This is a genomic window from Acetobacter musti (assembly GCF_011516835.1).
Classification (GTDB): domain Bacteria; phylum Pseudomonadota; class Alphaproteobacteria; order Acetobacterales; family Acetobacteraceae; genus Acetobacter; species Acetobacter musti.
Map to the genome: position 1 here is coordinate 1 of NZ_WOTB01000015.1, position 14,446 is coordinate 14,446.

At 57.4% G+C, this 14,446-nt stretch carries 14 protein-coding genes; all 14 read right to left on the minus strand.

Features of this window, described 5'->3' with window-relative positions:
* Window positions 1–56: 56 nt before the first annotated feature.
* The 14 genes from GOB93_RS11800 to truB all read right to left on the minus strand — a co-directional run bounded on the left by GOB93_RS11800 (window position 57) and on the right by truB (window position 14,416).
* Window positions 57–2,528, minus strand: coding sequence for a type I restriction endonuclease subunit R (locus tag GOB93_RS11800; RefSeq protein WP_242010735.1), 2,472 nt, complete (start codon window positions 2,526–2,528; stop codon window positions 57–59).
* Window positions 2,525–3,487, minus strand: coding sequence for a GIY-YIG nuclease family protein (locus GOB93_RS11805; RefSeq protein ID WP_173583711.1), 963 nt, complete (start codon window positions 3,485–3,487; stop codon window positions 2,525–2,527). Before GOB93_RS11805 ends, GOB93_RS11800 begins: the two co-directional genes overlap by 4 nt.
* A complete protein-coding gene (locus tag GOB93_RS11810; protein WP_173583712.1) occupies window positions 3,484–3,753 on the minus strand; it encodes a restriction endonuclease subunit S in 270 nt (89 codons plus the stop codon). Before GOB93_RS11810 ends, GOB93_RS11805 begins: the two co-directional genes overlap by 4 nt.
* Window positions 3,729–4,802 carry a restriction endonuclease subunit S domain-containing protein gene (locus tag GOB93_RS11815; protein ID WP_173583713.1) on the minus strand — a complete coding sequence of 358 codons (1,074 nt, stop codon included), beginning with the start codon at window positions 4,800–4,802 and terminating at the stop codon, window positions 3,729–3,731. The genes GOB93_RS11810 and GOB93_RS11815 overlap by 25 nt, the downstream gene beginning before the upstream one ends.
* Window positions 4,799–6,646 carry a type I restriction-modification system subunit M gene (locus GOB93_RS11820; protein ID WP_242010736.1) on the minus strand — a complete coding sequence of 616 codons (1,848 nt, stop codon included), beginning with the start codon at window positions 6,644–6,646 and terminating at the stop codon, window positions 4,799–4,801. Before GOB93_RS11820 ends, GOB93_RS11815 begins: the two co-directional genes overlap by 4 nt.
* A gap of 33 nt (window positions 6,647–6,679) precedes the next feature.
* A complete protein-coding gene (locus GOB93_RS11825) occupies window positions 6,680–7,078 on the minus strand; it encodes a type II toxin-antitoxin system death-on-curing family toxin (protein ID WP_173583714.1) in 399 nt (132 codons plus the stop codon).
* Window positions 7,078–7,305 (minus strand): AbrB/MazE/SpoVT family DNA-binding domain-containing protein, encoded by a 228-nt coding sequence (locus GOB93_RS11830; protein WP_035382081.1) that lies wholly within the window; start codon window positions 7,303–7,305, stop codon window positions 7,078–7,080. Before GOB93_RS11830 ends, GOB93_RS11825 begins: the two co-directional genes overlap by 1 nt.
* Window positions 7,306–7,407: 102 nt before the next feature.
* A complete protein-coding gene (locus tag GOB93_RS11835) occupies window positions 7,408–7,926 on the minus strand; it encodes a helix-turn-helix domain-containing protein (RefSeq protein ID WP_173583715.1) in 519 nt (172 codons plus the stop codon).
* 214 nt (window positions 7,927–8,140) lie between these two features.
* On the minus strand, window positions 8,141–8,335 hold the full coding sequence (locus GOB93_RS11840) for a hypothetical protein (RefSeq protein ID WP_173583716.1): 195 nt from the start codon (window positions 8,333–8,335) through the stop codon (window positions 8,141–8,143).
* A gap of 115 nt (window positions 8,336–8,450) precedes the next feature.
* Complete coding sequence (locus GOB93_RS11845; protein ID WP_338422362.1) at window positions 8,451–8,927, minus strand: LolA family protein; 477 nt, start codon at window positions 8,925–8,927, stop codon at window positions 8,451–8,453.
* A gap of 221 nt (window positions 8,928–9,148) precedes the next feature.
* Window positions 9,149–10,567, minus strand: a complete 1,419-nt coding sequence (locus GOB93_RS11850) for an NAD(P)H-dependent flavin oxidoreductase (RefSeq protein WP_173583718.1) — start codon at window positions 10,565–10,567, stop codon at window positions 9,149–9,151.
* A 134-nt stretch (window positions 10,568–10,701) separates the two neighbouring features.
* On the minus strand, window positions 10,702–12,849 hold the full coding sequence (gene pnp / locus GOB93_RS11855) for a polyribonucleotide nucleotidyltransferase (protein WP_173583719.1): 2,148 nt from the start codon (window positions 12,847–12,849) through the stop codon (window positions 10,702–10,704).
* Window positions 12,850–13,199: 350 nt separating this feature from the next.
* Complete coding sequence (gene rpsO, locus GOB93_RS11860; RefSeq protein ID WP_173583720.1) at window positions 13,200–13,469, minus strand: 30S ribosomal protein S15; 270 nt, start codon at window positions 13,467–13,469, stop codon at window positions 13,200–13,202.
* A 23-nt stretch (window positions 13,470–13,492) separates the two neighbouring features.
* A complete protein-coding gene (gene truB, locus GOB93_RS11865) occupies window positions 13,493–14,416 on the minus strand; it encodes a tRNA pseudouridine(55) synthase TruB (RefSeq protein WP_173583721.1) in 924 nt (307 codons plus the stop codon).
* Between the last annotated feature and the right edge of the window lie 30 nt (window positions 14,417–14,446).

Sequence of the window (14,446 nt, forward strand, 5' to 3'; positions counted from 1 at the left end):
TGGCCAGTGGCTTCTGAAAGGCCACATCAACAGGCCTTACAGAAGACCGCACACGATCACACGTCAATATGGGTCAGAAAACTCTTGCATAACGGACGGCAACCACAGAAGTCTTCCGGTTCATCCTGAACGATTTTCCGGGCATCACGATACCGGCTCAGCACACGAGAACTGACCGGCACGATAGCTGCATCAAGCTGCTGTTGCGTTGCTTTCGGATTTGTCAGGATACGGGCCACCCGATCCACTTCAGGCTGATCGTACAGCCCGGCATCATCCAGTTTGTGGCGCAGGTTCACCACACAGTTCGGATCACTGAGATCTGCTAGTTCGGCCTTCGTGTAATATTGCTGGAAAGCCTTGAGGATGTCTTCGGGATCATTCTCGAAGTCGACCACGAAGGTCATGTCCTTGCCCGGATAGCAGCGGTTCAGCCGCGAAAGCGTCTGCACGGCCTGAATCCCACCGAGCTTCCGGTCCACATACATGCCGCACAGCAATGGCTGATCGAAACCCGTCTGGAACTTGTTCGCCACGATCAGAATTCGCCACGGATCTTCGGCAAAAACCTCCCTCAGGTCGCGTCCTTTCAGCGCCGGATTGATGTTGCTTTCCGTAAATGGCTCCGGACCACTTTCCGGGTCATCTACCTCGCCCGAGAATGCTGCAAGAAGCCCGAATGGATAATGCTTTTCCTTCACGTAGCGATCCATGGCCAGCTTCCAGCGCACGGCCTCCTTGCGGCTGGCCGTCACGACCATAGCGCGCGCCTTACCACCAAGGAGAGGCTGCACATTCTGGCGGAAGTGCTCCACCACAATCTGCACCCGTGCCGCGATATTGGTGGGATGCAGGCGCACCCACTTCATCAGCGCCTTTTTTGCTTCCGAAGCCTCCACTTCCGTGTCATCCAGAATCTGTCCATCTTGGCTCAGGCGGAACGCCTGTTTCCAGGACACATAATTCTGCAAAACATCAAGAATGAAGCCTTCCTCGATAGCCTGCCGCATGGAATAGACATGGAACGCCTCAGGCTTGTTGTCCTCTCCTTTGGGCTGATCTGGATGCGGCAAACGCCCGAACAGTTCCAGTGTTTTGGCCTTTGGCGTAGCCGTGAAAGCAATAAAGGAAATGCCCGCGTCTGCGGCAGTCCTTTGCGCCATTTCCGCCGCCAGCAGGTCTTCCGTGCTGATCTCCCCACCATCTGCAAGTTCTGCCAGTTCACCGGATGAAAGGGCTGCCTTGAGCTTGCTGGCGGATGTCCCGGTCTGTGAGGAATGGGCCTCATCAGCAATCACGGCGAAATGCTTGCCCTCGGTTGCCGCAAGCTGGCGGATTTCCTTCAGCGCGAACGGGAAAGTCTGAATCGTGCAGATAATGATTTTCTTGCCCGTATGCAGGGCTGCTGCAAGTTCCTGGCTCTTGCTGCCACCATTGCCGGAGATCGATGCCACCACGCCGCGCGTACGCTCGAAACTTTCGATGGTTTCCGAAAGCTGCCGGTCCAGAACCGTACGGTCTGACACCACAATGACAGTATCGAACAGCTTGTGATTGTGCGCGTCATGTAGATCGGACAGAAAATGCGCCGTCCACGCGATGGAGTTTGTCTTGCCCGACCCGGCAGAGTGCTGGATCAGATAACGCTGCCCCGGCCCCTCCTTCAGAATGGTGGAGACCAGCAGCCGTGTGGCGGCAAGCTGATGATAGCGCGGAAAGATCCAGCCTGAGATCTTCCCCTTTTTCTTCACCGGAATGACGTAGCGGCCCAGAATATCCAGCCATGAGTCCGGCTGCCAGACCTCCTGCCACAGATATGCCGTGGTGCCGGGATTGCCCGCACCGCCAGCGTTCCCCTGATTGAACGGCAGAAAGCGGCTGTGCGCGCCATCCAGATGGGTGCACATCATCACGTCACTGTTGCTGACAGCAAAATGCACGACCGCCCCACCAGGCACCGAAAGCAGCGGCTCCGCAGGTTTGCCAGGCGGTTTCGGCAGCCGGTCGGTGCAATACTGCTCCACCGCATCCTGAACTGACTGCGTGTAGTTTGATTTCAGCTCGGCTGTCGCAACCGGCACGCCATTCAGAAATAGCACCAGATCCAGCTCATTGCCGTTACTGGCCGAATAACGCACCTGCCGGACAGCGCGCAGGCGATTGGCGTCATAACGGTGCTGCAAATGCGGATTCATCGTCAGGGTCGGGCGGAACTGACAGATCTTCAGCGTTTTTGTCAGCCCGATAATGTCCAGACCATCACGCAGGACGACGAGCGCACCCCGCGTGTTCAGCGCGTCCCTTACCCGTTGGCATAAAACTGCGCTAGCCGAGGCTCCATGCGTTTTTTCCAGCGTTTCCCACGCCTCGGGCTCGCATTCGCGCACCCACGCCAGCAGATCTTCGGGGAACAGGGCCTGCACCACGTCATACCGCGCGGCAGAGCCATCTTCATAAAGCCAGCCGGAACGTCCGAGGTAATCGCAGATTTCTGATTCCAGATGATACTCCTTGTGAAGATCGGTCATTCACCAGTGCCTTTTTCTGTTACGGCATCAAGCTGATGCGCCTGCCAGTCCCGAAACGAAATGTCCGGGTTGCTCTCCAGCTTCCACGCCGCAGGGCCACTTACGGAATGACCGAATACAACCGCAGCGGCTGCACTCGGACTTCTGAACGCGTAGTCCTTGGTAAACACACGATGCGTTCCCGCCATTTGCAGGATGCCGGATCGCACCAGTTCGTCATGCAGCGGCTTATAGGAACTTGCCTGTGCGCTGTCCTCTCTCTGCCAGTCACTCCGGGCCTGCGATCCGGCTTCAACAATAAATTCGCCGTCCTGAAAAACAGCTTTTGCCGTCAGATCAATGCGCGGCTTGTGCAGGACAAACCGAACAGTCTCCGGCGCCGCATCGGTCCTCTCTCCTTCCGACGCTTCAAAGACCGGAACAGGCCGCGATGACCCCGCCGGACGGCTGCGCTGGATGAACATATCCACCCGGATGGCGGGCAGAACCACCATCAGGCTGGCAAGAAACGCCTCCATCTTGGCAATATCCGCTTCCGTCAGACCCGGCAGCTTTGGGGAGTTGCCATTATGCAGCGGCGTATGCCCGATCTCCCGCGCCATGACGATCAGCCGCGCTTCCAGATACTTCACATGCGCCTTGTTGAGCCGGTTCGCGCTGGCGGAAACCAGAACAGCGGTTTCCCACCAGTCCTTGTCGCTCGCCGCCGCGTGCTGTTTCAGCCTGACACCAAGATCCTCGGCTTCCCCGATATAGGCGAAGTCCTGCCCGTCCTTCTCGCCCAGCAGTAGATAGACCCCGGCATAACCGGCCTCTTCCCGTCTGAGCGCTTCGGTCAGGCGCGTGCGCGGCGTGACGAACACATGCCCCGTCCAGTTGAAGAGTTCGGCGGTGATCATGCCGTCCGGATGACCGTCGATATAGAAAAGCTCCAGAGAGCGGCCCTTGGTGTCGATCATGCTGCGAGGGCCTTGCTCTGGGCACGAACGTCGATCTTGCCGGTGACGGCGGCGGAGATGAGTGCGGCACGGCGTTCTTTGAGCAGGGTAATAGCGTTAGTCGCTGTTAAAATAAGGCTTTCAAATTCGGTAATCGCTCTAGCTAGGTATGTAACAATTTCATCTTGAATTTTGCGAGAAGGAAGGCAAATGGGAAAAGATGCGATTTGCGAAGGGCTGATATGAGGAACGCTAACTCCTGTCATTTCCGGAGCAAGAAAATGCATAAATTTGGCAATGAATATTGATACATTAGAAAAGAACTATTTAAATATTTGCTTGATCGCAATAACCCTACCCGCTGCAAAAGCAAGCACGGTAAGTCTTTCTTATATATCTTTGAAATTCGTAGACCTGAAGAAATCCATGGGCGATCCATGCCAATTACAATATCACCCTCTTTTAATTCATAAATATCAAGTCCATCGTCAATTTGACGTTTCCAATATACTACATCGTCCCAACGTAATTTTCCAACTCCGACATTAACACCACGAAGTAGAGGTACGCCCTCGCCATATTTCAAAAACTTGTCAGATGGAAACGCAAAACCGGATATGACTCTCACCACACGGCCTGCTGTCACAACATCCCACCCTTCCGGCACCATCCCGATCCACGGGATGCCTGAGTCCTTCATGGGGGCGTTGGGATTCAGGCCTTTTGTGACGGCGTGGGAGATGACGGCTTGCCGCTTTTCCGCAAGGAGGGCAATCAGCCGCTCCTGTTCGGCGATCAGGGCGTCAATCTTCCCGCACTCACGGTCAAGAAAGCTGGCTATTGCCTGCTGTTCGGGGAGTGGTGGAAGCGCGAGATAGATCAATTTCATTTCATTATAATTAGTGCTCCAAAGGTCAGCGACGATGCCTTTTCCATATTTATAATACTCTTCCTGAAAGGCTGTTGATCTAAGAAGATAGTGACAAAAATGTCCATAAATTCTTTCAGAAGGGGAAATTACCGTATTTATTAAAGAGACAGACCCATCGTGGGGAGAAACTCCAGAGGAACCCCTTCTGTCTGATCTACTATTAATAACAAAATCTCCTGCAATTACACACTTTCTATTGTCATTATCATCAGTTTTAGCTGCAGTTTCTAACTGAGGCACAATACCATTTTTGGTTACAGACAACGGGGGATAGTCCGCATCACTGACCTTCTGTCGACGTTCTGCAAAACACGAACCGATACGAGAAAGTGTCCACTCCGCAGGAACTCTCCCAATCCATTCAACCCCACTGTCCTTATAAGCCGGATACTTTGGGAAACTCATGCCGAAAGCTCCCCAAGCACCCGCATGATTTTCGTAGTCACCTCTTTCAGATCCGCATCAATCTCCTCAAGCGGTCGCGGTGGCTCGAACACATAGAAATACCGGTTGAAAGGAATTTCGTAGCCAATCTTTGTCTTGTCCTCGTCAATCCACGCATCAGGGGCATGGGGCAGGACTTCGCGTTTGAAGTAGGTGTGAATATCCTCATTCAGCGGCACGTTTTCCGTGTCCCGCAGGCTGCTGTCAGGCACGGGCTTGCCCTTTGCCTTTCCGCGCTGACCGAGGACGATATTGCCGTCCTCATCACGCTGCGGACGCTCCACGGTGATGGTCTGGTAGCCAAACGCCTCATTGCGGAAGATGCGGCTCAACGGCGCAAGCCTGACTTTGCCGCTTTCAGGCCCTTCCGGTGGTTCCGCGCCCTTCATCACAACCTCACGCGTCTGCGTGCCATCGGCGGCGGTTATGGTGGCAAGCTGTGCTTCCTGCGCATCGCGGAACAGGCGCGTAACGAGGGTAATGTCGTCCTCCCCCATTTCCTTGCGCTTGGAGCCGAGGCTTTTCCGCATCTTCTGCCAGAAGGACGAGGCGTCGATCAGTTGCACCTTGCCCTTGCGGTTCTTTGGCTTGCGATTGGTGAGCACCCAGACATAGGTAGCGATGCCGGTGTTGAAGAACATATCGGTCGGCAGCGCGATGATAGCTTCGACCAGATCGTTTTCCAGCACAAAGCGCCGGATTTCGGACTCGCCGGATCCAGCTGCGCCCGTGAACAGGGGTGAGCCGTTCAGGACGATACCAAAGCGCGCGCTGCCATCCTTCGCCGGACGCATCTTGTGGACCAGGTGGAGCAGGAACAGCATGGAGCCGTCCGAGATGCGCGGCAGGCCGGGACCAAAGCGCCCATCATAGCCCAACTTGTCATGCTCAGCGCGGACGGCTTTCTCGACCTTCTTCCACTCCACGCCAAAAGGCGGGTTGGAGAGCATGTAATCGAATTTATAATCCGCCAGTTCATCATCGGACAGTGTGTTGCCAAGGCGGATGTTGCTGACGTCCTGATTGCGGATCAGCATGTCAGCCTTACAGATGGCATAGGATTCCGGGTTCAGTTCCTGCCCAAACATGGTCAGGCGGGCGTCCGGGTTGTGGTCAAGCAGGAACTCTTCCGCGACGGAGAGCATACCCCCGGTGCCAGCCGTCGGGTCATAGATGGTGCGAACGGCGGCATTACCGGGGGTCAGCAGGCTGTCATCCTCGGCAAAGATGAGGTTCACCATCAGCCTGATGACTTCACGCGGGGTGAAGTGCTCACCGGCTGTCTCGTTAGAGGCCTCGGAGAACTTGCGGATCAGTTCCTCGAACACCTGCCCCATCTGGTGGTTATCGACGGCTTTGTCGCTGAGGTCGAAGCTGATAAATTTTTCGAGCACCAGATAGAGCAGGTTGGCCTTTGCCAGACGGTCTGTCTGCTCGGTGAAGCGGAAGTGGTCGAAGATGTCACGGGCAGCGGGTGAGAAGGCGTTGATATAGGCGGAGAGGTTCTGGGTCAGGTTATCCGGATCGCCCAGCACGCCTTTCAGAGTGAAGTCGGATGTGTTCACGAACTTCAGACCAGCGGCTTTCTCCATGAAAGGCATGGGGTCGATGCCTTTACTCTCCCACTTCTCCTTTTCCTTTAGCACTTTGGCTCGGGTAGGAGCCAGAACGGCATCAAGGCGGCGCAGAACGGTAAAGGGCAGGATGATCCGACCGTATTCGGCTGGCTTGAAGTCGCCCCGCAGGAGATCGGCGACCTGCCAGATCATGGAGGACAGGGAGGCGGTCCGGGGTGTCGTGCTCATAAGAAAATCTGGTCCGATGTCGAAAATGTGGAATCACTGGTTTTGAAAATGTTGCCGGAGCCAAGCCGCGAACGCGTCTTCCTCCATTGCGCCAGACGCAAGAGCCACCATGGCTTCGACAGCTTCCGGAGCGCCGACCTGCACACGAGTGCCGTTCAGCCGCAGGAAAAGGACGCAGCAACTCCAGGCTGTCCGCTTGTTGGCGTCGTTGAAGGGATGATTGCGCGCGATGCCATAAGCGTAGGCCGCAGCCAGAGTCGCGGTGTCCGGCGGATCGGATTCCGCATAGTGCCAGCGGTTTTCTGCGCGGGCTAACGCGCTATGCAGCAGATCTTCGCTTTTGAGCCCGTGGGTTCCGCCGTATTCTTTCAGGACCTGATCGTGCATGAACAGCACCGCGTCAGGTTCCAGAAACTCAGGCACATCCGGCATCAGCGCTTGGCCAGTTCCTGAAGAACGTCTGCCTGCTCACGCAGTGTCTCACGCGCCATCTGCATCTGGCGCTCAAGCTTGAGATTGCGCTTCACCAGCTTGATTCCGTCGGCCATTTCGACCAGCGTGAGTTCCTGTCCGACCTCCAGACCAAGGCGGATACGTGTTTCCGCTGGAAGGGTAACACCGACAGAATTGCCCTGTTTGCGAACGACAACCGTTTCCATGGGCCCATCTCCATATTACATGTCGTAATACGTAACAGGACCGCATCAGGGGTGACAAGCGCAAATGCCCCTTTAGCAATGCTGATCAGACAGAATTGCGAGTCAGATGGTTCCCCAGCCTTTGATGATTTCGATCCACTCGCTTGGTGAAAGCTGGCTTGGACCATGCGGTTCCGGGTATCGACGCCCTGAAGGCAGCCGTTTCTCCTGAATATGTATATCTCTGGACGCCTTCTGCGCCATCCTGTCACTTACAACCTGCACACCACGGAAAATGGCGCGGGCCATATGCTTTCCGGCTGCGCGAACCTGATCGGTGGCCTTGATAAGCAGCCTGTAGGTATTGCTGGTTCTTACCCATCGACTACCAACCAGCTTCCTGCGGCAGGTCCGCTCGACCAGCCCGAGTTCGTAGGCACGTTCAAGCGCTCGGATGACCGTTCGCACGGAATACCGACAGGCCCGAGCAATGGCATCGTGGCTTGGATAGAGCCCATCCGCACCCAGAAAGGTGGCGAGCGTCATAAGCACAGATTTTTCGGATGGTTTCAGCTGGTGGTCAAAATAGAGCCCCAGAACCTGCTTGCGGAAAGCCGCCTTGACGGAAGCATGGCGGCTCATCGCTCTGCACTCCCGGTCGAAACCAGAATACGATGAAAAAAACTTGCCTGAAAGGTCCGGAGATCCGTGACAACAGAGTCAGTTTCTAGTACGCTGCTCACACGCATTGCACGATTTTTCCTTGATCGTGCGTGCCGTTTTTGAACGTGTTTGACTCTGTAAGTCTCTGATTTCGTTGGGGTCAGCCGGTTTTGACATGGTAGGGCTCACAGATTCAATCCCTGTTGCGCCCACCATCCGGTCGGTGGAATCTGTAAATTTTTTGTTCTGATGCCGGCTGGCTGGATTGTTTTTCCCAGAAGGCTTCGTCCTGTGCTTTTCGTATCCTGACAAACAGTGCGACAAGGGCCGCATTAATGGCTGTTACGATAACGGCGGTCGCCGCGCAGTAAGAGATGATTGCCGACATCAGAGGTATCTCTTTCTGTCGGCAATATTTGTTTCGGGCATAGCGACGCTTTCCTGTCTTCAGCTCTGACAGGATGATGTCATACGTGTCCTGAGGGATATTCAGGGATGAATACTCAGTCGCCTTTCGGGAGCACGAACAGATCCGGAGAGGCGCTGCCTCCGGAGACGAGCTGCGACAGTGTCACCTGTGTCTGACGCCCCTGCGCGTCCACAACGACCCAGCCACGCAATACAAGCGACTGCTCGTCAAACGCCATAACGAGCGTACCTTCTCCGGGTGACGCCGTTCTGACGGCTGCGATCTGGATGATGCCGTTTTCGTGGCGAAAACTGGTGACCGTTACATCGCCCGAGAGAGAGATGTGGGCGCCGAGCAGAAGGCTCAGAGGAGTCCGTTCGAGCGGAATTTCGGTTGTCTGATCCAGCTGCGAGTCACGAAACACGACTTTCCCGTCATTGGCGACAAGAAGAAGCGGGCTGGGTTTATCATACTGAAAACGCATACGGCCTGGTCTTACCAGCCAGACGTCTCCGGTTGTCTTCTGGCCATCAGCCGCGGTCTGTTCGAAGCGTCCACGCAGGGTCGTCACGGCATTCATTCTGTCCTGCACGCGATCGACCCAGCCCTGGTCCGCAGGAGAGAGAGCCGCTGCGGCCGCCTGCGTGGGTGATATCCCGTTACAGCCGGCGAAGAGAAGCAGGGCACCGACTGCCCATCTCCGGCAAACGGAAAAGCGGAAAAACATCCGGGAACCTTCCACGCAGACAAGAATGAAATGGTCGGGTCAGCCCATGACAGCCGCTGAAAAAATCAGCGGCCGGTCACGATCCGGTCGACCAGTTCTTTGACGGTGGGAACAAAACCGTTGGAATAGAAGGGATCCGTGGCGAACCGCCAGGCGTTTGTCCCGCCGAACATCAGATTATGATCCGCCACCGTTTCCTGATCGGGACCGTGGGCATGGGCGATGGTCTGAAGTGTTTTCTGGATACAGTATGACCGCGGATCCGCCTTATGCCCGTTACTGAAATCAGGCGGGTTCTGGCTCCAGTTCGAGAAGCGGCATTCCGACAGACAGCCCATGCAGGCGACCTGGTCGGTCAGAATCTCGCGTGAACGCTCGGGCGTCACGAAAATCAGCGTCGAATCCGGTGTCCGCATTGCTTCCGTGAAGCCTTCTGCTTCCCAGCCACGGGCACGAAGCAGATCGGCCTCAGTGACAAACACTTCCCGTTTACGGGCGCCGACGCCATAGGGTGCCGTATGCTCTCCTACAGGCTCGGGAGAAAACGCAATCTGCCGGTCCGACCGTTCGCGCAGTTCTTTCAGGAAACTGTTATTCACCGCGGAGGAATAAAATCCGGTGGGAGAGAACCGGTTGAGAAAAACGTCGCCTTTCTCAAGAGTTTTGAGGCGCTGTTTCCATGCCTCGGGGATCGGGCTCTCTTTTGTCAGCAGCGGCCGGGTTCCGAACTGAAAAACGACAGGCCCCAGCTCAGGGTTATCGATCCAGTCCTGCCACTCCTCCAGCCACCAGACACCGCCTGCCATGATAATCGGTGTATCGCCGAGGCCGAAACTGTTCATCAGTTTGCGCAGCGCGGCGACACGCGGATAAGGGTCTTCGGGCTTCAGGGGATTTTCCGTATTGGAAAGACCATTATGGCCGCCAGCACGCCATGGATCTTCATACACCACGCCGCCGAGAAGATTCGCTGTCTTGTGATAGGCGCGTTTCCACAGCGCATTGAAGGCGCGTGACGACGAGACAATCGGGTAATAGTGAACGCCGAATTTCGCGGCGATTTCTGACAGGCGATAGGGCATGCCGGCACCACAGGTCAGGCCGTGGATCAGTCCCTTCGCACCTTCCAGCACGCCGGTGATGACCCGTTCGGCGCCACCCATTTCCCACAGGATATTGGCATGAATGCGTCCGCGCCCGGACGCCGTCTCATGCGCTATCTCAGCCTGGGCGATTCCTCCGCGAACGGCGTAGTCGATCAGCTCTTCATGCCGCTCGCGGCGTGTTTTTCCGCGATAGATCTGCGGAACAACCTCACCGTTTGCGTCGTAACTGTCGGCGTTGACGATTGAGATTGTCCCGGCCCCTCCGGCCGCAGCCCAGGCGCCGGCGGACTGACCGGTCGAGACGGCGACGCCCTTGCCGCCCTCGACCAGCGGCAGGACTTCTGCGCCACTCAAACTTACTGCGTTAATCGCCTTCATGCCTGTCCTGTCGCCGTCACTGTTCCTGTGAATTCCGGTGCCTCTTAACGCGGCGCCGGAGCTTATGCCATACACAAACGGGCGTTGCGACCCTTTGTCGCAACGCCCGTTTGCTGACTCTCATTTAACCGATGTCAGTCTTCGCGGCGCGGTGCGCGGGCGGGACGTTCGCCCACCTCTGCCGTTATGTCGGCACCGGTTGCCTGATCTACAACCCTCATCGAGAGCTTTACCTTGCCGCGGTCATCGAAGCCGATGACCTTCACCTTCACGGCATCTCCCTGCTTCACGACGTCGGTGGTGCGGGCTACGCGTCCCTGAGCAAGCTCGGAGATGTGTACAAGACCGTCCTTAGCGCCCAGGAAATTCACAAAGGCTCCGAAATCGGCGGTTTTTACGACTTTACCGTCATAGATGCGACCGACCTCGGGTTCGGCGACGATGCCGTTGATCCTGTCGATGGCCTTCTTCGCCTGATCGTCGGATGAGGCGGCGATGGTGATCGTGCCGTCGTCACCGATATCGACCTTCGCCCCTGAATATTCGACGATCTCACGGATAACCTTGCCACCGGATCCGATCACGTCACGGATTTTTTCCTTCGGCACGCTCATCGTCGTGATTTTCGGCGCTGTGGACGAAACGTCGGTACGTCCTTCCGTGAGGGCTTTGGACATCTCACCGAGAATATGGAGACGACCGCCACGCGCCTGTTCAAGGGCGATTTCCATAATTTCCGGCGTGATGGACGTGATTTTGATGTCCATCTGCAGAGCCGTTACGCCTTTCTCGGTGCCGGCCACTTTGAAATCCATGTCGCCCAGATGGTCTTCATCGCCGAGAATATCGGAGAGCACCGCAAAGCCGCGATCTTCCTTGATCAGACCCATGGCGATACCGGCTACCGGGCGCTTCAGCGGCACACCGGCATCCATCAGCGCCAGCGATGTGCCGCAGACGGTTGCCATTGACGAGGAGCCGTTGCTCTCGGTGATCTCGGAGACCACGCGCATCGTGTACGGGAACTCAGCCTTCGTTGGCAGCAGCGGATGGACAGCGCGCCATGCCAGCTTGCCGTGACCGATCTCGCGACGTCCGGGCGATCCTACGCGACCGCATTCCCCGACAGAGAACGGAGGGAAGTTGTAGTGCAGCATGAAATTGGTGCGATATTCGCCGCCAAGTGCGTCGATGACCTGCTCGTCCTGACCTGTGCCGAGGGTAGCCACGACCAGCGCCTGCGTCTCGCCACGTGTGAACAGGGCAGAGCCATGAGCGCGCGGAAGGATACCGACTTCGGAGACAATCGGGCGGACCGTTACCAGATCGCGGCCATCGATGCGCAGGCCTGTGTCGAGCACGGAGCCACGGACGATGCTGGCCTCGAGATCCTTTAGCATCGGCTTCGCGGCTTCGGCGTCCAGCCCGGCATCCGTCAGTTTGTCGAGCACGGCTTTTTTGGCGGCCGCGATCTTTTCATATCGCGCCTGCTTAGCCTTTTCCTTGTAAGCCGCGGTCAGAAGCTTCCGGCCAAGGGTGTCGACCTTTTTACGAAGCGCGATGGCTTCCTTTGACGGGCCTTCCAGATCCCAGGGGGCCTTCGCCGCATGTTCGGCCAGAGCGATGATCGCCTCGATGACCGGCTGGAACGCTTTATGACCGAAAGTCACCGCGCCAAGCATGACGGCTTCGGATAACTCGCTGGCTTCGGATTCGACCATCAGAACACCTTCTGTGGTGCCTGCGACGACGAGATCAAGCTCGCTGTCTTTTGCCTCTTCAATGGTCGGGTTGAGGACATATTCGCCGTCAGTGTAACCGACGGAACAGGCGCCTACCGGTCCGAAGAACGGGATACCGGACAGGGTCAGCGCCGCCGAGCAGCCGATCAGCGCCGGGATCGCCGGATCGTTCTCCATGTCATGGCTGAGAACCGTGGCGATAATCTGAACTTCGTTGCGGAACCCTTCCGGAAACAGCGGACGCAGCGGACGGTCGATGAGGCGGGAGTTAAGCGTTTCCGCCTCGGAGGGGCGACCCTCGCGCTTGAAAAAGCCGCCCGGGATCTTGCCCGCTGCGTATGCTTTTTCCTGATAGTTCACGGTCAGGGGGAAGAAATCCTGCCCCGGCTTGACGCTCTTCGCGCCGACGGCGGTGCAGAGCACGACGGTGTCGCCGTAGGTGACGACAACGGCTCCGTCCGCCTGGCGGGCGATCTTACCGGTTTCGAGCACGAGCGTGCGACCGCCCCACTCGATCTCTTTACGGAAATAATTGAACATTCTGCATCAGACCTTTCGGGCCGACACCGCATCTCGCGTCCCGGAAACGGATCACGGATGTGATCCCGGTTCCGTCTGACAGGGGCCGGTGCAGACAGCGTCTCGGACGGCATGGTGACTGGCGAAAAACGCCAGGGCGCCATGTGGCCTGAAACGCCGTGGCTGGCCGGAGAGCCCCACGATAAGCCGGTTCGGCTCCAGATTCGTCCGGTATTTTCCGGACAACAAAAAAACCCGGGCACCTGCTGAACAGGTGTCCCGGGGGCATCCCTTACAGGATTACGGACAACGGGGAAACAGGCGGGGTGCCAGAGATGTGATCTCCCGCTCTTTCCACGTCATGCCGGTGATCAGCGACGCAGGCCCAGACGACCGATCAGCGTCTCGTAACGGGTCTGGCTCTTGCGCTTCAGATAGTCCAGGAGACCACGACGGTTTCCGACCATGACCAGCAGACCGCGGCGGGAATGGAAATCCTTCGCGTGGGTCTTGAGGTGTTCGGTCAGGTTGTTGATCCGCTCGGTGAGGATCGCGACCTGAACTTCCGGCGACCCGGTATCCGTCGGGTTCGTTTTGTATTCCTGAATCAGCGCCGTACGGCGTTCTGCGGTAATCGACATCGGTATCTCCCGAATAATGAGGTTCAGAGCAGACGGACGGGCTGCAGCCACCCCTCTTCGAGACGGCACAGACCCAGCACACGCTCACCGTCCATTGCACGAACGATGCTGTCCGGGCCGGTCTCAGGGATACGTCCCGTGAGATCCGACAGATCGAGCGCCTGTCCATGCAGCAGGAGAACTGTCTCGTCCGGGGTCAGGGCCAGCGCCGGGATGTCGGCCAGCGCGGTCGCGACCGGACGCAGAAGTTCCGGTGAAGCGGGTGCTTCTTCGGCGCTTGCGACGATTTTGTCCAGAGAAATTGCGTCTGCTTCCGTGAAGGGTCCGACCCGCAGGCGACGCAGGGCGGCGATATGCCCGACCGTGCCGCAGGCCAGAGCAACGTCGCGGGCCAGAGAGCGCATATAGACGCCCTTGCCCGATTCGACCTCGAAGACGGCGTGATCCGCGTCCGGCCGGCCGATCAGTTCGAAGCGGTCCACCCGTGCCGGGCGGGGTGGAAGTTCCGGAGGGCGCCCTTCGCGGGCCATATCGTAAGCGCGTTCACCCGCCACCTTGAGGGCGGAAAAAACCGGGGGCACCTGCATGATGTCGCCTGTCAGACCGGTTGTGGCGGCACGCAGTTCATCGTCCGAGGGACGGACGTCCGATGTCGCCGTCACATTTCCATCCGCATCGTCGCTGTCGCGGGCCTCGCCAAGACGCAGAGTGAACTGATACCGCTTTGTGCCGTCCATGATGTATGGCACCGTCTTGGTTGCCGCGCCCATTGCGATTGGCAGCAGGCCTGTCGCCAGCGGATCGAGTGTGCCGCCGTGGCCGACTTTCTGAGCGTCGAAGGCGCGTTTCACGATACTGACGACGGCTGTCGACGTGATACCTGAAGGCTTGTCGATGATCAGCCAGCCATTCAGAACGCGCCCTTTCCGGATGCGGTTACGTGCCATCTGTTCCTAGTCCCGGCTGTGCAGGGTCGC